The sequence below is a fragment of the Embleya sp. NPDC050493 genome (assembly GCF_044458105.1).
Classification (GTDB): Bacteria; Actinomycetota; Actinomycetes; order Streptomycetales; family Streptomycetaceae; genus Embleya.
This window is the reverse complement of the sequence record NZ_JBITHP010000034.1, coordinates 41,883-64,833: the sequence shown is the minus strand read 5'-3', so window position 1 is coordinate 64,833 and position 22,951 is coordinate 41,883. Positions and strand designations below refer to the sequence as shown.

General features: G+C 71.4%; 18 protein-coding genes. 9 read left to right on the top strand and 9 right to left on the bottom strand.

The features are described 5' to 3' along the window. Positions 1 to 86: 86 nt before the first annotated feature. Positions 87 to 653: a dihydrofolate reductase family protein gene (locus ACIBM5_RS40610; RefSeq protein WP_396011712.1), complete on the bottom strand. Its 567-nt coding sequence runs from the start codon at positions 651 to 653 to the stop codon at positions 87 to 89. 307 nt (positions 654 to 960) lie between these two features. On the opposite strand from ACIBM5_RS40610, the gene ACIBM5_RS40605 reads away from it, so the two are divergent. Next, the gene (locus ACIBM5_RS40605; protein WP_396011711.1) at positions 961 to 1,170 is read left to right on the top strand and encodes a hypothetical protein; all 210 of its coding nucleotides are present in this window, start codon (positions 961 to 963) and stop codon (positions 1,168 to 1,170) included. Between the two features lie 73 nt (positions 1,171 to 1,243). Here ACIBM5_RS40605 and ACIBM5_RS40600 read toward each other — a convergent pair whose 3' ends face one another. Then, entirely contained in the window at positions 1,244 to 1,612 is a 369-nt protein-coding gene (locus ACIBM5_RS40600; protein WP_396011710.1) for a VOC family protein, read from the bottom strand. Positions 1,613 to 1,675: 63 nt separating this feature from the next. Between ACIBM5_RS40600 and ACIBM5_RS40595 the strand changes: the two genes are divergently transcribed. Next, positions 1,676 to 2,134 (top strand): MarR family winged helix-turn-helix transcriptional regulator, encoded by a 459-nt coding sequence (locus ACIBM5_RS40595; protein ID WP_396011709.1) that lies wholly within the window; start codon positions 1,676 to 1,678, stop codon positions 2,132 to 2,134. A gap of 238 nt (positions 2,135 to 2,372) precedes the next feature. On the opposite strand, the gene ACIBM5_RS40590 is transcribed toward ACIBM5_RS40595, so the two are convergent. Then, positions 2,373 to 2,867, bottom strand: coding sequence for an NUDIX domain-containing protein (locus ACIBM5_RS40590; RefSeq protein WP_396011708.1), 495 nt, complete (start codon positions 2,865 to 2,867; stop codon positions 2,373 to 2,375). A 522-nt stretch (positions 2,868 to 3,389) separates the two neighbouring features. On the opposite strand from ACIBM5_RS40590, the gene ACIBM5_RS40585 reads away from it, so the two are divergent. Beyond that, positions 3,390 to 4,811, top strand: coding sequence for a DUF2252 domain-containing protein (locus ACIBM5_RS40585; RefSeq protein ID WP_396011707.1), 1,422 nt, complete (start codon positions 3,390 to 3,392; stop codon positions 4,809 to 4,811). A gap of 313 nt (positions 4,812 to 5,124) precedes the next feature. Here ACIBM5_RS40585 and ACIBM5_RS40580 read toward each other — a convergent pair whose 3' ends face one another. The 3 genes from ACIBM5_RS40580 to ACIBM5_RS40570 all read right to left on the bottom strand — a co-directional run bounded on the left by ACIBM5_RS40580 (position 5,125) and on the right by ACIBM5_RS40570 (position 10,374). Then, entirely contained in the window at positions 5,125 to 7,668 is a 2,544-nt protein-coding gene (locus ACIBM5_RS40580) for an ABC transporter permease (protein ID WP_396011706.1), read from the bottom strand. Beyond that, positions 7,668 to 8,417, bottom strand: a complete 750-nt coding sequence (locus tag ACIBM5_RS40575) for an ABC transporter ATP-binding protein (protein ID WP_396011734.1) — start codon at positions 8,415 to 8,417, stop codon at positions 7,668 to 7,670. Before ACIBM5_RS40575 ends, ACIBM5_RS40580 begins: the two co-directional genes overlap by 1 nt. A gap of 1,063 nt (positions 8,418 to 9,480) precedes the next feature. Then, positions 9,481 to 10,374: an NAD(P)H-binding protein gene (locus tag ACIBM5_RS40570; RefSeq protein WP_396011705.1), complete on the bottom strand. Its 894-nt coding sequence runs from the start codon at positions 10,372 to 10,374 to the stop codon at positions 9,481 to 9,483. Between the two features lie 205 nt (positions 10,375 to 10,579). Between ACIBM5_RS40570 and ACIBM5_RS40565 the strand changes: the two genes are divergently transcribed. Then, positions 10,580 to 11,440, top strand: a complete 861-nt coding sequence (locus ACIBM5_RS40565; RefSeq protein ID WP_396011704.1) for a LysR family transcriptional regulator — start codon at positions 10,580 to 10,582, stop codon at positions 11,438 to 11,440. 137 nt (positions 11,441 to 11,577) lie between these two features. On the opposite strand, the gene ACIBM5_RS40560 is transcribed toward ACIBM5_RS40565, so the two are convergent. Further along, entirely contained in the window at positions 11,578 to 12,429 is an 852-nt protein-coding gene (locus tag ACIBM5_RS40560) for a DUF4344 domain-containing metallopeptidase (protein WP_396011703.1), read from the bottom strand. Between the two features lie 469 nt (positions 12,430 to 12,898). On the opposite strand from ACIBM5_RS40560, the gene ACIBM5_RS40555 reads away from it, so the two are divergent. From ACIBM5_RS40555 to ACIBM5_RS40545, 3 genes are all read left to right on the top strand, one after another. Then, positions 12,899 to 13,897: a hypothetical protein gene (locus tag ACIBM5_RS40555; protein ID WP_396011702.1), complete on the top strand. Its 999-nt coding sequence runs from the start codon at positions 12,899 to 12,901 to the stop codon at positions 13,895 to 13,897. Between the two features lie 342 nt (positions 13,898 to 14,239). Beyond that, positions 14,240 to 15,889: a serine/threonine-protein kinase gene (locus tag ACIBM5_RS40550; RefSeq protein ID WP_396011701.1), complete on the top strand. Its 1,650-nt coding sequence runs from the start codon at positions 14,240 to 14,242 to the stop codon at positions 15,887 to 15,889. Positions 15,890 to 16,007: 118 nt separating this feature from the next. Then, positions 16,008 to 17,321: a serine/threonine-protein kinase gene (locus ACIBM5_RS40545; protein ID WP_396011700.1), complete on the top strand. Its 1,314-nt coding sequence runs from the start codon at positions 16,008 to 16,010 to the stop codon at positions 17,319 to 17,321. Positions 17,322 to 17,417: 96 nt separating this feature from the next. On the opposite strand, the gene ACIBM5_RS40540 is transcribed toward ACIBM5_RS40545, so the two are convergent. Further along, positions 17,418 to 18,668 carry a serine hydrolase domain-containing protein gene (locus ACIBM5_RS40540; RefSeq protein WP_396011699.1) on the bottom strand — a complete coding sequence of 417 codons (1,251 nt, stop codon included), beginning with the start codon at positions 18,666 to 18,668 and terminating at the stop codon, positions 17,418 to 17,420. A gap of 530 nt (positions 18,669 to 19,198) precedes the next feature. Between ACIBM5_RS40540 and ACIBM5_RS40535 the strand changes: the two genes are divergently transcribed. Continuing rightward, positions 19,199 to 20,158 (top strand): LysR family transcriptional regulator, encoded by a 960-nt coding sequence (locus tag ACIBM5_RS40535; protein WP_396011698.1) that lies wholly within the window; start codon positions 19,199 to 19,201, stop codon positions 20,156 to 20,158. A 225-nt stretch (positions 20,159 to 20,383) separates the two neighbouring features. Then, positions 20,384 to 21,889, top strand: a complete 1,506-nt coding sequence (locus ACIBM5_RS40530; protein ID WP_396011697.1) for a S1 family peptidase — start codon at positions 20,384 to 20,386, stop codon at positions 21,887 to 21,889. 244 nt (positions 21,890 to 22,133) lie between these two features. Here the strand turns inward: ACIBM5_RS40530 and ACIBM5_RS40525 are convergent, their stop codons facing one another. Beyond that, positions 22,134 to 22,649 carry a DUF1990 family protein gene (locus ACIBM5_RS40525; RefSeq protein ID WP_396011696.1) on the bottom strand — a complete coding sequence of 172 codons (516 nt, stop codon included), beginning with the start codon at positions 22,647 to 22,649 and terminating at the stop codon, positions 22,134 to 22,136. Positions 22,650 to 22,951 lie beyond the last annotated feature (302 nt).

Below are 22,951 nucleotides of genomic sequence, written 5' to 3'. Positions count from 1 at the left end.
ACCATCGGACCGCGCCCGGGCGCTCGACGCGCCCGCCCGCGCCGACCGGAGGTACGCGGACGAGAGCGCCTCGCGAGCGTGACGGTTCAGTCCTCGGCCCGTTCGTAGCGCAGCATCACGGTGCGCGCGTCGAAGATCCGCGAGTCGATCAGGTTCAGCGGGCGACGCCGCTCGTCGGGGCGGAAGACCGGCCTGCCGCCGCCGAGCACGACCGGGTGCACGAAGATCATGTACTCGTCGATCAGTCCGAGGTCGGTGAGCGCGTTCGCGAGTTCGGCGCCGCCGGTGAGCAGAATGTCCTTGCCGGGTTCGTTCTTGAGCGTGGTGATGTCCTCGGCGAGGTTCTTGCCGATCACCTCGGCACCCCACTCGGCCCGCTCCAGCGTGGTGGAGACGACTACCTTCCGCATCGCGCGCCAGACGGGCGCGAACCGCAGGTTGTGCGGGTCCGTGGAGACGGAATCCGCAGTCGGCCAATACGCCGCCATCATTTCCCACACCACGCGCCCGTACAGGAACGTGTCGACCCCGTCGTTGACGGTCCGCCCGAACTCCGACAGTTCGGGAGTCATCCGCGGCCAGTCGAATTCGCCCTTCGGACCCTCGATGTAGCCGTCGACCGACTGGTGGACCAGGTGGATGATCTTCCGCATGTTCGACTCCCGTGCAGTGCACTGCTCGTATCCGGTGTTCTCACGGGGAGGTCGGAGCCCATGAGCCGTTCTCGACATGCCTTCCACCGAATTCCCGAAAGAAATCTCTGCGCGAAGTCCCGTACCCCGAGTCGGCTCCGCCGTCGCCGGCTCGACGCACCGTCCATCCGGAGGCGACACCGGCGTCTGCCGCCGCGGAGGAGGGAATCCGGCGAGGCCGAGTCCCGCCCTAGGGTCGTGACATGCCGATCGAGTACGGATCTCAGAAGAACGCCGAGCACTGGAGCTGCTGCGGCTTCTCCTGGCCATGAGCGCAGGCGACACGGCCCAGCAGATGCAATGCGAGGAACTCGTTCGCGGAGGGATCTGGATCCTCTACCGCGAGTTGGTCGCTCACCCTTCGATCGACGCCCGAGCGCATGCCTACGAGACCTTGAGCAACCTCGGTACCGAGCAGGAACGGCTCACCGCCTTCCACCACGCTCTCCGCGACCACCTCCCCACATACCTGGGTTGAGCCGTCCTTCTCGCGCCTCGGGCGGAGCCGGCGGTCTTCGGGGACCGGTGATCGTCCGGTGGCGTCGGGCGGATCAGGTGCGGTCGTGGAGCGTGACGTGGTAGCCGTCGGGGTCGGCGAAGGTGAATGTCCGGCCGAACGGGCCGTCGATCGGTGCGGAGACGATGGTGTGACCGTCGGCGACGAGAGCATCGTGGATGGCCTGGACGTCGGTGGCGTGGAGCCAGATCGCGGCACCGATGCCGGGCTGGGCAACGGATGCGAGATCGGTGCCGGGAACGATGTCGCGGAGTGCGAACGCGATCGGCTTCGTCTCGAAGACGACGGCGTGCGGAGGTCCGGCCTGCGAGCGGACGAGGCCGAGGTACTGCTCGTAGAACGCCTGCGAAACGTCGAGGTCGCGCGCCTGGAGCGAGATGAAATCGGGGCCGGTGGCGGGCATGGCGATACTCCTTGTCTTCGTGTCAGATTCCTGACACGGATCAATGTATGTCAGAATTCTGACATGAGTCAAAACGGTGCCGGCGTCGACCTGGACAAATCACTGGGCTACCTGCTGAAAGAGGCTTCGAGCGCCCTGCGCGCAGCCATGGAGGAGGTGCTGCGGCCGCTCGGGATGAGCGTGACGCACTACTCCTGCCTCGAGCTGCTGGCCCAACGGCCGGGCTTGTCGAACTCCGAACTCGCACGGGGCGCGTTCGTGACACGGCAATCGATGAACGTGCTGCTCCAGGCCCTGGAACGAGATGGCTACGTGACCAGGCCCGCGGAGGCACCCGTCGGGAAGGTTCTCCCCACGCGGCTCACGCCTCGCGGCCGACGAAGCCTGGAGAAGGCGACCGTGGCGGTCCGATCCGTCGAGCTCAGAATGCTGGCCGGCATGACCGAGACCGAACAGTCGAGCGCGTTCCGGATCCTGCAAAGCATGATCCAGTCCCTACGCGAGAGCAAGGACGGTGCATAGCCCCTTCCCCGCCGCACGTCTCCCTCGCCGTCGGGCCGGAGGCGGACGTCAGCCTCCACCCGCCACCGCGTACACGCCCGGTTGGTGCACTCATTGGGAGCCGGCCCGCCGGCGCTCGGTTCCGTGAAGTCCCGGATCAGGGCGGTCGGGTCGTTGAAAGGGGCCGGCGGGGGCGGGCCGGAGGCTCCGTGGCCGGCGGCTTCCCCCGCCACGCCCGGATCGCGACGCATCGCCTCTCTCAGCAGGCCTGGAAACGTCCGGTTGCAAGGTACGCGTGGTACATGTCCAGGACGGCCCGGGTCGGGGGATGCAGGGGCTGGGGTGGCCGATCCCGTGGGAAGAAGGCCGCCTCGACGACCTCCGCTTCTTCCGGCGCCATGTCCCCGGTCCATCGATGGGCGGCGAAGCACAGGGCGAAGCAGTGGATCAGGTCGCCGTTGGGGTACTTCACGACGTGGACCGCCGGGTCCGAAAGCGAGCCGAACGGGATCAGATCCTCCGGCCGTACCGAGAGTCCGGTTTCCTCTTCGAGTTCCTCGATCGCGGTGTTGGTGAAGCTGCTTCCCTCCTCGCACGAGCCGCCCGGAAACTCCCAGACGCCGGTGTCCCGCCGACGCTGGAAGAGACATTCCCCCTGCTCGTTCACGAGCATCACCTGCGCGCCGGGAATCAGCAGCAGACGGGATCCGAGTTTTTGCCGGATCACCCAGATGTAGGACCCGATATAACCCACAGCTCTCCCAGGCTCGAGATCGAGACCGTTCCGCGCCCGCCGGAGCCCGGCGGTGGCGGACCGGACCGTGGCGGGCCGGACCGGGGCGGCCCGGACTGTGGCCGACGCAGCACCATGATCGCCCGCGGAGCCGGGCCGGTCTCGGGAATGGCCGATTCCCCGCGAAGTCTTCTCCGACGGCCCCACGAAGCCACGCATCCACCAATCCACAGACTCACGCGCACACGCGCACACGCGCACACCGGCGCACGGGCGCACGGGCAACACGCGCACACGGCCCACACGCATCGCCCCCGGCCGTCACTCGTTGGAAGCACCCGGCTCGCCGGAAGCCGTGGGCTCCGGTCTCCTGAGGGGTGGACGGTGTCTCGTCCCCGGTCGATACCGATGTCGGGGCCGGGCCGGCGCCAGGGTCGGTGAGGCCGGGAACCCTGCCGCCGCCCTGGTGACGGGGCCCGGCGCAGCGGCGGCGGCGCCGACCGGTGATGGCCGGTTTGTCGATGCGGGTCCGGAGGGCATGTCATGACGCCGAAGGCGGGTACCACCGCGCGTAATACCTCGTGGCCGTCGCCGCGGGAACGGGCCGATCGTGGCAGGGCGGCGCGGACAAAGGCGTCACGGTCCAGTCATGGCGAGTACGCGCCGGGCGCGCGCCGGCCGGATCCGGTGGACGTGATCGAGGCGCAATCGGCGTCGCGGGTACCGGAGTTGGTGCCGATTCGCTATGGACGCATGTCGGAGTCGCCGTTTCGGTTCTATCGGGGAGCCGCCGCGATCATGGCGGGTGATCTCGCGGGTACACCGGCGTCGGGGCTTCGGGCGCAGTTGTGCGGTGATGCGCACATGTTGAATTTTCGGCTGTTGGCCTCGCCCGAGCGGCTTCTGCTCTTCGATCTCAACGACTTCGACGAGACGTTGCCGGGTCCGTGGGAGTGGGACGTGAAGCGGTTGGCCACGAGTCTGGTCATCGCGGGGAGGGAGAACGGCTTCTCGGAGCGGGAGCGTACGAAGGTGGTCGGCGCGACGGTTCGCTCCTACCGGGAGCGGATGCGCGGGTTCGCCGGGATGCGCAATCTCGACGTGTGGTACGCCAAGGCCGATGCGGACCTGCTCCGGGCGTTGGCGGCGGGGCAGTTGCACAAGCGTGGGCGCAAGCGCATGTCCCGGGCGTTGGCCAAGGCACGTACCCGGGACAGCCTCCAGGCGTTCGGCAAGCTCACCCACGAGGTCGACGGCCGGCCGCGGATCGTCTCTTCGCCGCCGCTGATCACTCCGGTGTCCGAACTCATCCCCGACGGCGAGCACAATGCCTTGCAGGAGCGCCTCGACGAGCTGTTCGAGCGGTATCGGGGCACGCTGCGTTCGGACCTTCGTCATCTGCTCGGGCAGTACACCGTGGTGGACATGGCCCGCAAAGTGGTGGGGGTCGGCAGTGTCGGGACCCGCTGTTGGATCATTCTGTTGCTGGGGCGGGACGGCCGGGATCCACTGTTCCTCCAGGCCAAGGAGGCGGACGCGTCGGTGTTGGCGGCGCATGCCGGCGCGAGCGAGTTCCCGACGCAGGGGGAACGGGTGGTCGCGGGTCAGCGTCTGATGCAGGCCGCGGGCGACATGCTGCTGGGCTGGGAGCGGCTGGAGGGCATCGATGGCCGGGAACGAGACTTCTACGTACGCCAGTTGCGCGATTGGAAGGGCATCGCGGAGCCTTCGCTGATGGTCCCGCGGGGCATGCGCGCGTTCGGCGAACTGTGTGGCGCGACGCTGGCCCGCGCGCACGCCAGGTCCGGGGATCGCATCGCGATCGCGGCCTACCTGGGCGGCGGTGACGTGTTCGACCGGGCGGTGACGCGCTTTGCGGAGTCCTACGCCGACCAGAACGAGCGCGACCACGCGGCCCTGCTCGAGGCGGTGAAGTCGGGACGGGTGGCCGCCGAGGACGCGTAGCGAAATTCGCAAGGGCGCGGCGACGGGTGATCGCCGCGTCCCGTCCCCGGCGGAAATCGCATCGTCGTTCCGAGGGCGCACCGCCGCCTCCGCCCGACGGGGAGGGCGGCAGTCGCCGACGGCTACCGCTCGGGGCAGCCGGTCCGGGTCCGTTCCGAAAGCCACCCGCCGCCGACCCTCGGGATGGTCCTCGGCCCGTCGACCCGCCAAGCCGGTCCAGGCCCGTTCCGCAGGCCCGAAGCCCACACGCCGCCGCCCGCTGCCATCCCGTGCACAGGGGATGGCAGCGGGCGGCGCACCCACGTAGCGGCGACTATTCCTTCGCTCCGACCGCGTCGATCGGTTCGATGCGGAGGAGGCGTCGGGTGACCGGGGCTACCGCGAGGGGGGCCAGGAGCAGGGCGGCGGCGCTGATTTCGAGGAGCAGCGGGATCGGGATGTAGGGGGTGCTCTCGCCGAAGGCGCCCTTGCCGAACGGGACGAGGGTGATCATCGCGATGGTCAGGCCGAGGACGAGGCCGATGACGCCGACCAGGATGGCTTCGCCCCGCATCACGCCGCGGACCTGGGCGTGGGTGCTGCCGATCATGCGCATGAGGCCGAGTTCGCGGCGTCGGGCGACGGTCGAGACGATCATGGTGTTGACGGCGGCGATGGTGGCGAAGCCGGCCAGGATGATCAGCATCACCTGGTTGACCCACTTGTTGGTTTCGCGGGCCTGGTCGCGTTCGGCGGCGTATCCGGCGCGGTCGGCGATCTTGGCGGCGGGGTGTTGTCCGGTGACCTTGGTGAGTGCGCTGTCCACGGCGGCGGGGTCGGCGCCCGCGGCGAAGCGGACGAGCAGTCGGCCGTCCAGGGCGGCGTCGACGTGGTGCTCCACGGTGGCGCGCGGGAGGGTGACGGCGGCGGTGCCCAGGCCGCGGTCGTACGTGGCCACCAGCGTCGGCTTGATTTTGGTGCCGTCGCCGAGGCGCATCTCGATGGGCTTGCCGACCCGCGCCTTGACGACGTCGGCGGTGAGCCGGTCCATCGCGACCGCGCCACCGGCGGGCTGGGCCGCGCCGGGGCGCAGGGCTTCGATGCTGCCCTTGCGGATGCCGAGGTCGAGGACCTTGGCGAGGTCGCTGTCGGTGCCGCCGATCGCCTGGGTGGGGTACTTCTCCAGTGCGTCGGAGGTGGACATGACCACGCTGGTGGTCAGGACCGAGGTGACCGCGTCGACTCCGGGGATGCGGGCGACGTCGCCGGCGGCGCGCGCCGGGAATCCCGGGCCGGTGACCACGCGGTCGGCGGTCAGGGCGGCCTTGGACTGCTTTTCGCTGTAGTGGTCCTGGGCGGCGAACATGAACATGAGCGTGGTCGCGAAGGCGACGGTGAGCGTGATCGGGGTGATCGCGGAGGCGAGCCGGCGCGAATTGCTGCGGGCGTTGTCGAAGGCGAGTTGTCCGGGGGCACCGAACAGCCGCAGAACGACTCCGGTGAGCCGAACGAACAGGTGCGCGAGGAGTGGACCGAGCAGGCCGATGCCCGACATGAAGAGCATGATCACGCCGCTGGCCGCCGCGACCGCCTGGTCGCCGCTGACCTTCATGGCGAGGCCGGAGAGGGCGGCGGCACCGGCGACGGAGACCAGACCCAGAACGAGGCGGAACCAGCCGAGGCGGGCCCGCTCGATGCCGGCTTCGCCGAGGGCCTCGGTGGGCTTGGTACGGGCGCTCGCCCGCGCGGCCAGGAGTCCGGCGAGCACCGCGGAGACGATGCCCGCACCGACCGCGGCGAGCATCGGGAGCGGGCCGATCGCAATGGTCACGCCGCTCTCGATCATGCCGCGGTCGACCATCCGGTCGAACCACAGCCGGGCGAGCAGGGTGCCGGGCAACAGTCCGACCAGGCCGGCGACCAGGGCCACGCAACCGGCCTCGGTGGCGATCATCCGGCGAATCTGCCAGGGAGTGGCGCCCACGGCGCGCAGGAGGGCGAAGTCGCGGCGGCGCTGGGCCACGGACAGCGAGGTGGCGCCGGCGACGACGAAGACGGAGACCATGGCGACGACGCCGCCGAAGGATGCGCCGACCCCGATCAACATGGCCTTGGTGTCGCCCAGGCCGGGGTGGTCGACCTCGCCGCGTCCGTTGCCGGTGCGGACCTTCACGTCCGCGTCCGCGAGGGCCTTGCGCAGGTCGCCGGCGACCTTTCCGGTGGACGCGCGGTCGCCGAGGAGCACGCCGAACGCGGTCACCTTGCCGGGATTCCCGGCGAGTTTGGGTGCCTCGGCGTCGGCGACGTACAGATGCGCGCCCCGGCCCGGGACCACGGCCGCGACCTTGAGGGTGCTCTCGCCCGAGGGGGTGCTCACGCGCAGCGTGCCGCCGGGGACGACGCCGCTGCCGGCGCGGGCTGCGGCGTCGGCGGTCAGGATCGCCTCGCCGGCCCGTGGGGCGGTGCCGCTCTGCGGGGTGCCGGCCAACCGGGCGGCGGACCAGGGATGGGCGTCGAGGACGGCGGTGGGGGTCTGCGCGGGGAAGGTGAGGTCGGGCAGGACGGTGGCGACGCCAGGTACGGCGGCGATGCGCGCGGCGAGCCCGGCGTCGATGCGGGAGCGCTCGGGCAGGGCGACGGAGACCTCCTCCTTGTCCTCGCCGCTGCCGAAGGTCTTGTGCACGCTGTTCTGGCCGGCGACGACGATCGGGGTGTCGGCGTAACGGCCGGGCGGTACGTGCGCGCGCAGCCCGCTTTCGAGGAAGATCCCGCACATCGTCACCAGGGTGGCGGCGAACAGCAGGGCGATGAAGGATCCGGCGAAGGAGGCGGGCCGAAACCGCACGGAGGTACGGGCGAGCCCGTTGGTGCGCAGCATCAGGCGGCCTGCCCCTGCGCTCGGGCCGGCTGCGACAGCGCGACCATACGGGCCGCGACCGCTTCGGGGGTGGGTGCGTGCAGGTGGCCGGCGAGTCGACCGGCGGCGAGGAAGACGACGCGGTCGGCGTAGGAGGCGGCGACCGGGTCGTGGGTGACCATGACGATGGTGGCGCCGCTCTCGTCGACGGCCCGACGCAGCAGGGCGAGCACGTCGGCGGCGGTGGTGGTGTCCAGCGCCCCGGTGGGCTCGTCGGCGAACAGCACGTCGGGTCGGGTGACCAGGGCGCGGGCGATCGCGACGCGCTGCTGCTGGCCGCCGGAGAGTTGGGCGGGGCGGCGGTTGGCGTGCTCGTGCAGGCCGACCATGGCCAGTACCTCGGCGGCACGGCGGCGGTCCGCGCGGTCGCCGGCCAGGCGCAGCGGGAGCAGGACGTTCTTCTCGACGGTGAGCGAGGGCAGCAGGTTGAACGCCTGGAAGACGAAGCCCAGGCGGGTTCGGCGCAGCCGGGTGAGCTGGTTCTCGTTCATCGCGGTGAGGTCGTCGTCGCCGAGCAGCACGCGGCCCGAGCCGGGCTTGTCGAGTCCGGCGGCGCAGTGCAGGAAGGTGCTCTTGCCCGAGCCGGAGGGGCCCATGACGGCGGTGAAGGTGCCCTTGGGGATCTGCAGGTCGACGCCGCGCAGGGCGTGTACGGTCTCCGCGCCGCTGCCGTAGGTCTTGACGACGCCTTCGAGTCGTACGGCGGGCACACCGTCGGCCGCGGGCGCCGGGTGGGTCGAGTGTGCGGGGTGGTCGGGGTATGCCCGGTGGGCCGGGTGCCCGGGGTGTTCCGGGTGCGCGGAGCGGCGCGGGCCGTCTTGGGGTCGGCCGCGGTGTGCGCCGGCGGCGGGTGCGGTGGCGGGTGCGTACGGGAAGGCGGCGGGCTCGCCGGGGTACGGGCCGGCCGGGTGCGGGCCGGCGGAGTACGGGTCGGCGAGGTGCGGGCGGGCCGGGTACGGGTCGGCCTGGTGCGGTGGGAGGTGGTGCGGTCCGGGCCGATCCGGGCGCGGGGAGGCGGCGGGCCCCGTATTCGCCCGTCGGTCGCCTCGTTTGCCTCGCCCGAACATGGTGCCTCCCGTAGAGATTTCGACCGTCGAGAAATTCGGCGACCACGACGCGATGGGGTCTGCGGCGACGGATGTCCGTGCCGACCGGGGCGGGGGGTCCCGCACTCCGGCGGTGCGCGGGGCACCGGTGACTCGTCGTGGGGTCCGGCTGCGCCGAAGTGGCGCGGCCGAAGCTCGATTCGGGGACTCGATCGGTGTTCCGAACCGCCCCCGTGCCTTGTGATCACAACTCTGCCAGGGCATTCGGGGCGGTCCGTCGTGCGACGGGACGAGAATTCCGCGCGGGGGCGGTACCGGAGTACCGGTACCCGAGGTGCCCCTGCACGGGGCCACATCCCGCCCACGAGGCGGTGCGGACGGGCGCGGGCACGAGGCCGGCCGACGCCGCGCGCCGGCCGGACGGGAGGCCGGGCGCACGACTCCTGACCTCGTGTGCCACGGGCCCCCGAGCCGACGCCGCCGAAGTCGCCACCGCCTCCTTTGCGGTGCGGCACGGCGCCAACCGGCTTCGACAGCAGGGCCACTTCCGTGCCTTGGTCGTGAACTAGGGTCCGCGGCAGGAGAGTTCGACGCCGGACACCGACGGCGCGTACGGACGTCGGTTCCCCCGAGCGGCGCCGCGCGGCTTCGGGGGGTTCACGCCCAGGCGGTACGGGAGCCGTCTCGCTACGGGTTCCGTACCGCCGGGCGTGCCGGGAGGCGGTGGTCAGCCCTGGACGGCGGGCTTGAGGACGTCGTGGCACCAGCGGCGGAAGTCGGTGGGTGCGGATTCCGGGGTACTGGGTGCGTCGATGCCGTAGAAGCCCTGGTCGTCGATGGCCGTGACCATGTCGGCGAGTCCCTGTGCCCAGGCTTCGCTCGTGCCGTGGCGCATGGCCGTCGCCTTGTAGTCCGCGCTGCCGGTCCGGTGCACGCGGATCGCACGTCCCAACACTTCGGAGGCCACCTGCGCCATGCCGTCCGGGGAGAGGTCGTCGGGTCCGACCACCGGGACGTCCTCCTGGCCGGTCCAGGTGTCGTCGAGCAGCAACCGGGCCGCGGTGGCGGCGATGTCGCCCGTGGTGCAGGTGCGCAGCACGCGGTCCCGGGTCAGGGCCAGGAAGAACATGCCCGCGTCCCGGATCGACTCCGCCTGGCCCAGCAGATTCTCCATCAGGAACGGCGCGCACAGCGCCCGGTAGTGCACGCCCGTGGCCTCGATCGCCTCGTCCATGGCGAGTGACGCCGAGATCTGCCCGGCATTGCGGGCCACGCCGCGGCCCAGCGTGGAGACGGCGACGACCCGCCGGATACGCCCGTGCCGGATCTCCTCGCACAGCGGCGTGGTGAAGGCCCGGAAATGGCCCTCCATGCTGTCTGCCGTCGGGGTCGGGGGCACCAGCCAGAACACCGCGTCCGCATCCGCACAGGCCTTCGTCAGCACGGCGGGGTCGGCGTGCGATCCCTGGACGACCTCGACGTGCGCGCGCACCCGCGGGGACAGCCGGGCGGGGTCGCGGACGATCACTCGTATTCCCGGGTTGGTGCGGTCGGGGGTGTCGAGGAGCCGGTCGAGGACCTGTCGGCCGATCTGCCCGGTCGGGGTGGTGACGACAATCATGAACAACTCCGAGGAACGAGAGGGAGAAACGCGCGGAAGGCATGCTTCGCGGGGATGCTTCACAGGAAGGAGAGCCTCGCGGGATGTCCTCGAGCCTGCCGCGTGCCGAGCCGGAACTGAAGGACCGTCCCGCTCCCGCTTGTTACCCTCCGGGTAATACCGGGGGCCATACGGAGCTCCGCACCAGCCGAACGGAGGGCCGACCATGGAATCCCGCCCGCTGCGCTACTTCGTCGCCGTCGCCGAGGAGCTCAACTTCGCCCGCGCCGCCGAGCGACTGGGCATCTCCGCGCCGCCGTTGTCCCGCGCGATCCGCCGCCTGGAGGCCGACCTGGGCGTCACCCTGTTCGAGCGAACCACCCATACCGTGGCGTTGACCTCGGCCGGTACCGTGCTCCTCGCCGAAGCCCGGATCGCCCTGGATGCCCTGCAGGCGGCCGGACGCCGGGCCCAGCGGGCCGCCGACCCGGAGTCGAAACTGGTCCTGGCCGTCAAGGCCGACGGCGACGCGGGACTGCTCGAACCGATCCTGGACCGCTACGCTCGCGAGCCCGGCGCCGTTCCGGTCGTCATCCGGCTGTGCGGATGGCACGAACAACCGCGTCTCCTGCGCTGTGGCGAGGCCGATGTGGCCCTGATCCACGAGCCGTTCGACCACACCGGCCTGGACGCCGAGACGTTGATCGCCGAACCTCGCGTGGTCGCCCTCGCCGCCGCCCATCCGCTGTCCGACCGCGACCACCTCACGCTCGCCGACCTCGGCCTGCACGCCGGCGACCTGTACCGCTTCATGGACGAGATCCGCCAGGAGACCCGCGACCTCGCCCAACTCCTCACCCTGGTCGGCCTGGGCCGCGTCAATCCCCTGCTGCCGGCCTCCGTCGCCGCCCGATACCCGCGTCCCGGCGTCGTCTACCGTCCGGTCTCCGACGCCCCGCCCTCAGTCCTCGCCATCGCCTGGCCCCAACAATCCCGCTCCACGGCGACCGCAGCCCTCATCCGCACCGCCGCCACCACAGCCGCCACCGCCCCGGACCACCAAGCGGGCCGGACGCGCACCTCGTAGCCGACGCGGCGCCGGAGACGGATGGTGGCGAGATCCTCGACCAGCGCATTCGAGCCGGAGCCGTTCTCGACCACGGCCCAAAGGAACCTGCCCCCAAGGGGAGCGCTGTCGATGGAGCACCGAAGGCGCAGCCGGCATCACCGCTTTCGGAGGATGGGAGCCAGGTTCTTCATCCAGGCGTCCCGTACCTGCGCCCACTCGTTCGCACATCCCGTGGCACGCGGTGGGGGAAGAAGGCGCTCACTCGCCGGGTCACGCTGCCGGCCGGGCGCGGAACCGTAGAGATAGCACAGGTGATTCGCAGCGCGTACGAGGTCCGGGGAGTGCTCGTCCTTGCGATCGTTGTCGCCGGCGGTGACGTCGTCTTGGGTCGCGGAAAGCTCGTACTCCCGGACGGTCATCAGCAACTGCCTTTCCCCGTCGGCGCCTTGACGGAGAAGCAGCAGTGCCGCGAACTGATCCGCGGCGTCTTCCTCGGCCCGCTCGGTGAGCGAGAGGTGCAACGTATCGATGATGTGGTGGGCTGCCTCGTGGTAGATGGTTTCCACCAACACGGCGACGACTTCGTCGTCAGCCGGGCGGTCTCCCGCGCGCTCGAAGAGTTCGCGCTCCTCCCCGATCTGGTCGTAGCAGATCACGATGCGCTTCGCTTCCGGGTCGTACTCGGAGCCTTCTCCCCCGCACGAACGGGCGACGACGAACGCCTGGTGATCCAAGCCGACGAAGGCGTTCAGGCGACCCGAGGCGGCTTCCATCACCTTCCGGTCATGCAGAAAAGCGGCATGGCCGCGATCCGCCTCGGAGGGCTGCTCGAAGCGGATCACGAAGCCGAGTTGCTCCAGCGATCGACTGACATCCGGGTCGGTTTCCTCGATGCCTTCGATCGCATCGTCCGACGCGGTGCAACCGGCGAGCAGCACGATCGCGAGCAGCCCCGCCCATAACCTGCCTCGCCCGTGCCCACGACCACGCCGCATCGAAATCCGCATGTGCAAGACCCTCCCGAGGATTTCGACAACCTCCGAGCACCCGACGCGATACGCATCCACAACACCGAGGCCGACACACTCCCGAGACCCGCCGTCCCCCACAGCAGCCACGACCACTGCCTTCGCACGTCGCAAGGGTCTCACTTCGGATGCCGACGCCCACCTCACGCCCTCGAAGTCCCCCGAGTCCTCGGAGTCCTCGATGCCGGTGGAGCCATGACATCGGTCCTGTGAAGCAGGGTCGTCCCCCGCTTGGGGGATCTGCCGGGGGCGGAATGGCTGATGTGACCGACCGGCGGGCCGGGTGAGCATGAGGCGTCTCGTCCCGCTCCCCGACCCGGAGGTCGCCGTGACCGTCCCCACACCGGAACCCACGGATCGCACGAAGTCGACGCCTACATCGGCACGTTCCGGGTGGCCGCGGCGATGGCCCGGCTGGGCGCCCGCCGCGGCGGCGACGGGGAGCGTGGTGTACGCCGCCGTACAGGCGACGTGGGCCGTGACCGCGACCACCGTGCCGTGGACGCGGCACACCGCGTATGCGCCGCTCGCCCAGTGGCTTCTGGCCGGCCTGGCCGTCGCCGCGGGTGCCGCCGCTCTGGGCACCCGGCGGCCCCTGCGGCGGTGGGGCCGACGGGTGGTGGGCGGTGTGCTGGTCGTGGCGACGCCGGTGCTCGCGGTGGGCATGGTCGGCCTGCCCGCGTACTTCGTCACCCTGATGTCGGGCTCGGGCCTGGAGAGCGCCACCGGCCTGGCCCACGAGTTGCTCGGCACAGCCCTGACCGCCCTCCTGGTGTTGGTCGGTGTGGCCCATCGGCGGCGGCTGGCCGGCGCTTGTCCGCGTTGCGGGCTGCGGCATTCCGGCGGATACGACGTCGCGCTCGTGCATCCTCGTGCCTCGATCGCCGCCCGGCGCACCAGGAGGCGGGCCCACCTGCTGATGTGCGGGTTGTTGCCGTGGGCCGCGACCAAGACCGTCTGGACGTTGGGCGGCGACGCGTTCGGTATCACGGCCGAGAAGTGGAAGCAGTCCAACTCCGGCGGATCGGCGGTGGTGGACGCACTCGCGGCGGTGGGCATCGATACGACCGTGATGGCGGCGGGAGCCGGCGTGTTCCTGCTGACCGGCCTGATTCACCCCTGGGGTCAGGTGTTTCCGGGCTGGACACCGTTCCTGCGCGGGCGTCGAGTGCCGCGACTGCTGCCGTTGGCTCCTGCCTGGTCGGTCGGTTTCGCCCTGTCGGTGTACGGGGTCTTCCTCGCGTTCTACGCCCCGGTCGCCGCGCTGGGCCTCGTGCCCGCCCCCGAACCCGACGCGGACGTCGGCGCAACCCGGTCCGGCACGCTGTGGTTGGTCGCCTTCGGCGGTCTGGCCTTCGGCGGCCTCGGCCTCGGCCTCCTGACCGCCGCCCGCTCCTACGCCGCCCGGAGCCGTCCCGTCTGTGCCACCGCGAAGGCCCCGGCGTGAATCACGTGCCGCATGGACCACGCCCGATCCCGTCCGCGCCACCACGAAGCTCCGCCGTGAATCACGCCCGGACCGCGCCCGGGGCGCGCCCGAACCACGCTCGATCGCGCCCGACCCCGCTCGAACCACGACCGAGGTGAGCCACACCCGGTGAGCGCGAGCCGACTCAAGCCGCCGTCCGCCCCATCCATCCCCCGGCCGGCGTCCATCCCCCGGCTGTCGCCCACGACGCGCGCCGGGCCCGGGCCGTCGGGCCACCGGCACAGCTCGAACTCGTCGCACCCGCCCTGCGGTTGGGTGTCGGATACACTGCCGGCGGTTCATACGGGGGAAGGGGCGGGCATGTCCGGACCGGGCATCGAGCCGTTGCACGACGACGATCCGACGTGGCTCGGGTCCTATCGGCTGCTCGGCCGGATCGCCTCGGGCGGGATGGGCCGGATCTATCTCGGTCGCGGCACCGACGGTGATCTCGTCGCGGTCAAGACGCTGCTCGCCGACGGCGAGGTGGGCGCGGTGAATCGGCGTCGGTTCGCTCGTGAGGTCAAGGTTGCCCAGCGAGTGCGCGCCGAGCACACCGCGCGCGTCCTGGCCGCCGACCCGGACGCCGAGCGCCCGTGGATGGCGACCGAGTACGTCCCGGCGCCCTCGCTCGCCGAACTGGTGCAGCACGCCGGGACGTTGTCCGGTTCGGCGGTGCGCTGGGTGGCCCGCGGCACCGTGGAGGCGCTGGTCGGCCTGCACCGCCAGGGCATCGTGCATCGGGACGTCAAGCCGCAGAACCTGCTGTTGCCCGCCGAGGGGCCGTGTCTGATCGACTTCGGCATCTCGCACGCCCAGGACCTGACCCGGACGTCGCTCTCGCTCGGGACCGTCGCATTCACCTCCCCCGAGCAGGCCCGCGGCGAGGAGTCGACCGCCGCGTCCGACGTCTACTCGCTGGGGGCCACGCTCTTCCACCTGGCGGTGGGTCGTGCGCCCTACCCCGCGGGCGAGGACATGATGCGGCTGCTCGCACGGGTGGCCGAGGCGGATGTGGATCTCACCGGTCTGTCGGCCGAGTTGGCGCCGGTGATCGCACCGTGCCTGGCCCTGGAGTCGGGCGATCGGCCCACATCGGCGGAGGTGCTGTCGAAGGTGGCCGTGGACCTCGCGGAGGCACCCACCGCCGAACGGATCGTCGGTTGGTTGCCACCGCAATGGTCGGCGTTGGTGGCGGAATACGCCCGATACGGCCGGGACTTGTCCGCGTGGTCGTGGGACGAGGACGCCACCCACGCCGATACCGACAGCGACGCCGACGCCGACATCACCACCGCTCCCACCACTCTCGACCACGCCACCACCGACCTCGCCACCGCTGCCGACCCACCGGAGTCTCCGCCCGGAAGGCGGGCCCGGATTCTCGTTCGAACGGTCCGGCTGCTCATGGTGTGCATCCTCGTCGCCATCGCCGGCTTCCTCGGGATCGCGTACTGGCAGAGCGAGCAGGCCAAGAAGCTCGATAGCACCGATCGGGCCTTCCAGGCACTTGCGCCGGGCGACTGTCTGGGTTCGACGCCGGTCGCCGGCGAGTGGGCGAAGCGTGCTCCGAGCGTGGTCGACTGCGGTCTGCCGAACGCCTACGCACGGGTCACCTCGGTTCCCGGCGTGAACGGTGGATCCTGTCCGAGCCGCCCCGAAGTCATCGGCTGGTTGCGCGCGTTTCCGCAGGGAGAAACCTTCAAGCTGTGCGCGGAACGCCTGTACCGGGTCGGTCAGTGCACCGTGGGCAAACGCGAGGGGCGGCACGTCACGAGCGTGCAGGTGCACGAGGTCTGGGATTGCCGGGCAACGCAACTGCCACCTGGATATTCGGAGTTGCTCAGAATCACCGAATACCCGGCAGCCGGGCGGGAGTGCCGGAGGGACGACCGGGATGCGGCGACTTCCGGCGAGTACGTCCGCTACGTGGTCCGGGCCGGCGAGGTCGCGTGTCTGGTCCGGCTGTGAGCGACTGCCGTCGTCCGGCTGTTAGCGACTGCCGACGACGACCGGCGACCCACACCCGCCGACCGACGGCCACCCGATGTACGGCCCTCGATGAACGGCCTTCGATGAACGGCACCCGATGAGCACCCCGACCACCCCGAACGCCCCCGACACCCCCGATGCCCCACGCCCCAGCGCGATCCGGCTCGACCCGTTGAGCCGCGACGATCCGGACCGCCTCGGCGATTACCGCCTGATCGGCCGACTCGCCTCCGGTGGCATGGGTCGCGTGTACCTGGGTCGCTCGACCGCCGACGGCAGTCTGGCCGCCGTCAAGACCCTGCTCGCCCGGGACGGGATCGGCGAGGTCGAGCGTCGTCGGTTCGCGCGCGAGGTCGACCTTGCCCAGCGCGTACGCGGCGAGCACACGGCGCGGGTCCTGGCCGCCGACCCCGAGGCGGCCCGTCCGTGGATGGCGATCCGGTACATCCCGGCCCCCTCGCTGGCCGAACTGGTCGCCTCCCGGGGCGTCGCCGACGAGGCGTGCGTGCGCCGGCTGGGCGCGAGTTGTGCCGCGGTACTGCTGGACCTGCACGAGGGGGGCATCGTGCATCGTGACCTCAAGCCGCAGAACATCCTGCTGCCGACCGCGGGCCTGCGGTTGATCGACTTCGGCATCTCGCACGCCGTGGATGTGACCCGGACCCACCTGACCCTGGGCACCATCGCGTTCACCTCCCCCGAGCAGGCTCGGGGCGAGCCGTCCACCGCGGCGTCGGACGTCTACTCGCTCGGGACCACGCTCTTCCACCTCGCCGTCGGGCGTCCGCCGTACCCGGAGACGGGAAACGACCTGCGGCTGCTGGCCCTGGTCGCCCGCGCCCGGATCGACACGACCGATCTTCCCGGCGGGCTCCGGGAGTTGATTCTCCCCTGCCTGGCCCTCGAACCGAACGATCGGCCACGGACCGCGGATCTGCTCGGCGCGTTCACCGAGCCGGGGCGGTCGCCGAGCCTGCTGAACGCTGCCGACCTGCGGATCCCCGACGGCTGGCGCGTACTGATCGACGCGTACGAACACGATGGTCTCCGACTCGTCGCGGCCGACCCGCCCTTCGCCCACCCCACAATCGTCGCGGCACCGCCGGAGCCGACCTCACCGGCGCAACCCGCCGCCACCCGAGTCGATCACACCGCACCCGAACCGGCACCCCAAGGGAGGTCCGGCGACCGGCCCGCCGATTGGCCCGGCAGTCGGTCCGGCCATCGGCAAGGCCGCCGACCCAGTGAACCCGCCGACACCCCACGCAGGTTCGCCGGCCTGTCCGCGACCGGTTGGCGGGCCGCGGCGAGGGCCGGTACCGCGCTGACCGTTCTCGTCGTCTACACCCTGCTGCTGCTCGCGGTCCTGGCCGTGGTGGTCGTCATCGTCGTCGCGGTCGCCCGCGAATGACGCCCGGCGGGACCGCCCTTCCCGATGCGCTCCGCGGTCCCGCCGTCGTCGCCGTCGCTCGATCCGCCGCCGGCGGCCGACGCCGGCGTCGAGCGGCTATCGCCCGATCGAGCCGGCGGCCTCCTCCTCGGGCAGCGGCGCGGCGGCCGTCAGTGCGCGCGGCTTGGGTGCCGTGCCGCAGAAGGCCGACTCCAGGGTGTCGCCCAGAACCGTGTTCACGGCGCCGTTGTTGGTGGCGTTGGCCACGGAGGTGACGCTGCGTCGGCCGTCGCGGGTGGTGAACGCGTAGGTGTAGTACCCCTGCACCGTACCGGTGTGCCCATACACCGAGATGCCACAGGAGAGGTCCCGTCGGCGCAGCCCCAGCCCGTAGAAGCGGGTGCCCGACGCATCGCTGGGGGTCATCCGGAGCATCTGGTCCAGGAGGTCGGCACGCAGCAGCCGACCGCCGAGCAGCGCGGAGACGAACCGGTCGAGGTCGCCCGGGCTGGAGATCATCGCGCCGGCCGACTGGGCCCAGGAGACGGTCTGTTCGGTCGAGTCGACCAGCGGCGCTCCGGCCTCGTCCGGGGTGAGGTAGCCGCGGATCACCTTCCCGGGGATGGTGGTCTCCGGGTGCACGTGTGCGGTGTCCCGCAGGTGCAGGGGGCGGATGATGCGTCGCTCGTACTCCTCCTGCACCGACCGTCCGGTCAGCTTTTCGATCAGGGCGCCGACGACGACGAAGTTGGTGTTGGAGTACTGGTAGGTGGTCCCGGGCACCGCCGTGGCGGGGTGCGCGGTGGAGAGGTCGATCAGCTCGCGGAAGGTGAAGACCTTGTTGCGTACCTCCTCGAACCCCGGGATGGTCCGGGCGAACATCTCGTTCGAGTAGTCCCACAGCCCGCTCGTGTGCGTCAGGAGCCGGCGCACGGTGATCCGGGTGTCGGGCAGGACGCCCGGCAGGTATCGATCGACGGGCGCGTCCGGATCGACGGCGCCCGAGCCGACCAGTTGCATGAGCACCACGGTGGAGAAGGTCTTGGTCACGCTGCCGATGCGGAAGCGGGCGTTCGTGTCCATGCCCGCGCCGGTGGAAGTGTCGCTCACGCCGGCCGTCTCGCGGTGGACGGTGCGTCCGTCGTCGATCCGGGTCATCGCCCCCGGGGCGCCGGCCGCGAGCGTCCGGGTCAGGGCATCACGCAGTCCCGCCAGGTTCGGTGCCGGCAGCGTCGTCGCGCTCTCCGACCGGACGGATGTGCCGGCCTCCCTCCCCGAGACCTCGGTCGCGGTCGCGGGTCCGGCGGTGACGACCAGGCTCAGCAAGGCTGTTGCCGCGGCGACACGTGTCACCAGAATGCGTCGCAAGGCATTACTCCCATGTTCTCCGGACGTTCACGGCCGGGAATTCGATGCGCCCATCGAACGCGCCACGGGCCGGCCGAGGCAGCGCAGGGCACGCGGGCCCGGTCGCGTGGGCTCGCGAAATCCCGTCGATCCGAAGGTAGTCGATCACGAAGCGCCGACCGGCCACACGACGCGCCGATCCCGGCCGAATCCGCCACCACGTCGGCCCGGCGTCCCCGGAGCCCGGCACGCCGGTCGCCGACCCGTCCTCCTACCCGCCGAATCGGCCCGGCCGGGCGATCTGCGAACGCCCGTGCGGGTGTTCGCGGTGTTCGCGACTCGTCAGGGCGTGCGAGATCAACACCGGCGACCCGATCAGCCGACCGTGCCCGCACGCGCGGATTCGGGCGTCCGCGAGCGTGCCCGGCCCGCGCCGCCGGGCCGATCCCGACCGCCGGCGTCCGTACGGCGATTCGGTGCCTGCGTCATGTGCAGCGTGACGGCACGTCAGTACCTTGTAGCCGCCACCGGTCGGCCGTACCTTGCCGGGCATGGACATGGAATTGCGCCATCTGCGCACCATTCGGGCGATCGCGGATGCGGGCAGTCTGACCCGCGCCTCCGCCGTTCTGGGCTTGGCCCAGCCCGCGCTCAGTACCCAACTCAAACGCATCGAAAAGGCCCTGGGCGGAGCCCTGTTCGAGCGTGGCCGCGACGGCGTCACCTTGACGCCGCTGGGCGAACTGGTCCTGGATCGGGCCCGAGTGCTGCTGCCCGCGGCCCGGGAACTCCAGGAGGAGGCCGTCCGGTTCGCCAACCGGGGCGAGGTGGCTCCCAAGTTCCGCCTCGGCGGCACCCATGGGCCGCTGCTGGGCGGGCTGGTCGACCGCCTCGCCGAGGAGCACAGCGCCGATGCGGTCACGACCCACATGTCGTGGTCCAACCGGGAGTTGGCCGCCATGGTGGCGACCGGACGGCTGGACTTCCTACTCGTGGGCGCGTGCGGCGAGAGTCGCCCGGCACACGACGGTGGTCTCGCCTGGCGCGAGGTGGGCACGGACCCGGTCTTCCTGATGCTGGCGCACGATCACGCGCTCGCCGGCGAGCCGGAGGTGGACCTGGCGGCGCTGGCCGGCGAGACCTGGGCGGTGGTCCCCGGCGAAGGCTGCTTCGGCGACTGCTTCTCCACCGCGTGCGCCCGGGCGGGCTTCGCGCCGAAGGCGATCTACGAGACGGACGTGGCCTCGTGCGTGTACCTCGCCCAGGTCGGCCGGGCCGTCGGACTGTGTCGGGCGACGATGCCGCCGACGCCGGGCATCGCCCGGATACCACTGGCCGGCGTACCGCTGTCGTGGCGACACCTGATCGGCTGGCATCCGCATGCACCCGCCGCGCGCACGGCCGCCCTGGTGACCGCCCAGGCCCGCGCCGCACACGCGGCGGCGGTTCGGGATGCGCCGCGCTACACGGACTGGCTCGCCCGGCACGACGGCTACGGAACGGCGAACTGACGCCGTGTCACCCGCCCCCTCGACCGTCCCCGCACAGGCACCTGACACGGCGTCAATCCCCTTCCCCACCAGGACATTCGGCATCTCGCCGGGCTCGTGTACGCCCGCCGCACCCAGCCCCCGGACGCCGGGGGCCATAACACCGCGACAGGGGGTTGTTGACAGGTACCTCGCCCGATCGCTCGAAGATACGTTTCTGTCGTCCCCACCGACAGGAGTCCCCCCATGCGCCTCAAGCGCGTCGCGGCCGCGTCCTGTGCCGCTCTGCTCACTGTCCTGACCCTCGGAGGCACCGCCTCCGCCACCGGAGCCGATCCCACTCCCCCGCCCACCGACGACGCCCTCGTCGTTCCCGTCGACCCCGCCCCCGCCGCCCCCGAGGGCATCGTCGAAGCACTCCAACGCGACCTCGGCCTCACCGCCGACGCGGCCAAGGCCCGCCTGGTCAACGAGTATCGGGCCGGGATCCAGGAGCCGTTACTGCGCCAACGCCTCGGCGCGCACTGGGCCGGCGCCTGGCTGAGCGGCGACACCGCCGAGTTCGTGATCGCCACCACCGACCGGCGCGACGTCCGGGCCATCGAGGCGAACGGCGCGACCGCACGCGTGGTCCCGCACTCGCTCGCCGACCTCGATCGCATCCGCGAGGCGCTCGACCGCTCCGCGCTGCGTCGGAGTCCGGTCGACACGCCGCTGTGGTACGTCGACGTCGCCTCCAACAAGGTCGTACTTCAGTCCCACGACACGGCCCGTACCCGCGCGTTCGTCGTGGCCGCCGGAGTCGACGCCGCCGGTGTCGAGATCGTGCCCTCCACCGTGCAACCGCGCGCACTGGCCGACCTGCGCGGCGGCGACGCCTACAACATCAACGGCAACACCCGCTGCTCGATCGGGTTCCCGATCACCCGTGGCACCCAGGGCGGCTTCGTCACGGCCGGCCACTGCGGCCGGGTCGGTTCCACGACCACCGGGAACGGCGCGGCCCAGGGCACGTTCCAGGGATCGTCCTTCCCCGGCAACGACTACGCGTGGGTCGCCACCAACGCCAACTGGACCCCACAGCCGCTGGTCAACCGCTACCCGGGCACGGTACCGGTCGCCGGATCCACCCAGGCCCCGGCAGGCTCCTCCATCTGCCGCTCCGGCTCCACGACCGGCTGGCACTGCGGCACGATCCAGCAGCACAACACGTCCGTGACCTACCCCCAGGGGACCGTCACCGGCGTCACCCGCACCACCGTCTGCGCCGAACCGGGCGACTCGGGCGGCTCGTTCATCTCGGGGAGCCAGGCCCAGGGGGTCACCTCGGGCGGATCCGGGAACTGCTCCTCCGGCGGCGAGACCTACCACCAGCCGGTCAACGAGATCCTGCAGACCTACGGTCTGACCCTGGCCACCGGCGGCGGCAATCCGCCCACCGGATGCGCGGGGGCACAGAACACCTACTCCGGCACGCTCGCCTCGGGCGCGCAGGCCGTCCAGCCCAACAACTCGTACTACGAGACCACCGCATCCGGCACGCACACCGGCTGCCTGACCGGCCCGGCCGGCGCGGACTTCGACCTCACCCTGCAGAAGTGGAACGGCTCCACCTGGACCAACGTGGCCGAAGGCACGACCCCGGAGGCGGACGAGACGATCTCCTACAACGGAACCGCCGGCCGCTACCGCTACATCGTGCTCGCCTACAGCGGCTCCGGCAGCTACACCCTGGGCGTGAGCAAGCCCTGACCATCACCGCGCCCCGCCCCTGAACGCCGGGGCCTCCACCGGCCGATCGGGTGAACGGCCGACAGCACATCGCCGCACGGGTACAGGCGTCGATCCGGACGCCTGTACCCGTCGTCGCATACGACACCCGGGGGCGAACCGTGCGCGGGCTCCGGGACCGCCGATCCGCGAGGCGGGCTGTTCGCCGGGACACCGGGCCGGCCCCGGACGGTGCCCGCGTCGGCGGCCGTCGTGCGCTGCCGGGTCACGTCGTGCCCGCGAGCCGGCGCGCCGCGGCGAGGTAGCGGGTGGTCACGCGATGCTGGACCGCGCGGGCGGCGGGGCCGCCCAGGTACGACCACCACGTGCCGGGTCGGCTGAAGGCGCGGATGCCGAACCACACGACGCCGTCGGCGTCCCGCTCGACCACGAACGCCTCCTCGCCCGACTCGGGATGCCCGGGCAGTGTGCCGTACGCGAAGCCGGCCCGGTCCGGCTCGTCGAGCACGCCGACCACCCGGCACGGCGCCGCGAAGCGGACCGGGCCCAGCCGCAGCGTCGACGTCACCTCGGCCCCCTCCGCGACGCGCACCGCATCGGTCCGCACCACGAGACCCGCCCCGCGCGACACCTCCCAGCCCAGCACCCCATCCGCAACGCGCCGAAACACCTCCGCCCCCTCGCCGACCCGCACCCGCCGCTCGACATGGTGGTACCCGACCGGCATCGCCGGCCCCCGCAACGTCGCCCCGACCTCGGGGTATGTCAAAGCTCCCGGCATACCCGCCATTCTCCACCCACTCACCCGCATCGAACGCCACCGAATCGTCACCATCGAACGGGTGGGAAGAGCACGACTATCAGGAGCCGCCGTCGACGCAGTACGTACGCCCGGCCGCCGGCCCGCTCCCGCGCACCGGACACGCCTGCCACGCCCGGTGGCCCGCCACCCGGTGCGACTCGGCCCGTCCCGACTCACAAGGCAGTGGTGCGAGTCGCCGACGGGCTCCCCCGACATCCGATGCGGGCCGACCCCGCCCCGCGTCGAAGCCGACGCGCGCCGACTTGCCGACGGCGGATGCG